Here is a 1713-nt window from a genome sequence, read left to right on the forward strand (position 1 = left end):
ATCTTATTTTCGATATTATTCTCGTCTCCGTCGCTTTTATTTTTTTGCGAAGTTTCCGATGTTGCATCTAATGTCGGATAAAGGGAAGATTTGCTCATATTCGTTTCCTGATGCCGACGTTCGATATCAAGAAAAGAAATAGCCACCGAAGGCTGAGCTTCCAGCGCGTGTTTTACCAGGACCGTAAGAGGATAGGCTCCGCTGTCCTGAACCGCGCGCTGTGAAGCGAAAGCCGGCACAGACAATACGGTAATACCGATCATTAATGAGATTATCGAGATTTTCACGGTTTTTTCTTATCCTTCAATACCAGCACATCTTTTTGCAAAGAACATTGCATATCGGCAATTTGGGAGAACAGAGGTGCGAACGTTTTCAGATGTCCCTGGATATGGCTCTGAGTTTCACTGTGCAGGTCGGTATTTTTCAATTCATGAAGAACAATGTGTTCATCCATTTTGTTCAGCTGCAGATGATTCTTTTCATGTATGATTTGTGTGGTGGCATGCAGGTCGGTGAGCGAGTTTTGTAAACTGCTTGTTTCTTGCAAAAGCGTTTCCTGACTGCGCCCGATGTCTTGCTGAGAAAGGTTTAACGCTTTTAGCTGACCTTCCTGAGCATCAAGCTGTTCATGCTGACTGACCAGAAGAGCATGCTGACCGGAAACCTGCTGCTGTGTGGCAGTAATGGCTGTGTGCTGATCGGTTAATTGCAGATTTGCATTCATGACACCCTGATGGATTTCATTTAACTGGCCCGCGCCCCTTTCGCAGACGGTCAATAATGACGTTTCAAATTGTGCGCGCTGTGCATGGCTGATGTTGTCCTGCTCGACCATGCTGTGCAGGGTATTATTCGAGTCTGCGCACATATTCAGTAAACGATCCTGGAAGCTGAGCAGCGTATCTTTAATGTCACTGACCATTTCATCCAGCGATGAAACAATGCGCAGAGTGCGGGTCTTTGCGGGTTGATGTTTGCGCTTCATTTCACGAATGAATTCGAGCTTAGTATCGCGCAGCGTCACGTTGAGACGGACGAACGCATTGCGAACCAGCGAGCTCATGACGTTCAGAAGAATGGCGCTGACCACACCATAAATTGAAGAAACAAACGCCGTATTCATACCCCGGAGAGGTTCAGACAAAGAAGAGACAACGTTCACGATGATCTTCAGAGTATCCGCATCATTCCCTCCCCCTATTTGTGATTTATCAAGCAAGGAGATAACCGACGCAATGGTCAGCGAGAGACCCGCAAACGTGCCCAGCAGACCGATCATGGTGGAAATATTGGCGCAACTTAAAATCGCAGACATGCGTTGGTTGTGTTTACGGTTCACACTTTCATCAATGTTTTCATACACTGACAGTAATGTGTCATCGTCAAGACCGTGCTCTTTTTTAAAGACAATTTTATTCGCATCCCCTAACAGGTGAGCTGTTTTTTTATCGTCTTTTGTTTTTAATACAGTGTCGCATCTGTTTATTTCAATAAATGATGATAATACGATCACACAACCGGTGGCATACACAATGATGACGACAGTATTATAAAATGCTGCGACGGCATAAGTGCCGATAATATAACTTCGGACACCAGGAACGATCATGAGTATCAAAGGGATTAAGGCAATAAATAAAGCACCCAAAAAACCCATTTTATTCTTCAGGAAAATACCACTTTGTTTAATGTAATTCCTGTCTCTTATAC

The 1713-nt window shown here is 44.2% G+C and carries 1 protein-coding gene and 1 pseudogene; both read right to left on the minus strand.

What is annotated here, in order from left to right:
* Window positions 1–287: pseudogene (locus J1785_RS01215) on the minus strand (TolC family protein); the annotation flags it as partial.
* On the minus strand, window positions 284–1713 hold a 1430-nt coding region (locus J1785_RS01220), incomplete at its 5' end, for a MotA/TolQ/ExbB proton channel family protein (RefSeq protein WP_217218624.1). The pseudogene J1785_RS01215 and the gene J1785_RS01220, both read right to left, overlap by 4 nt.

The sequence above is a fragment of the Rahnella perminowiae genome (assembly GCF_019049755.1).
Classification (GTDB): Bacteria; Pseudomonadota; Gammaproteobacteria; order Enterobacterales; family Enterobacteriaceae; genus Rahnella; species Rahnella perminowiae.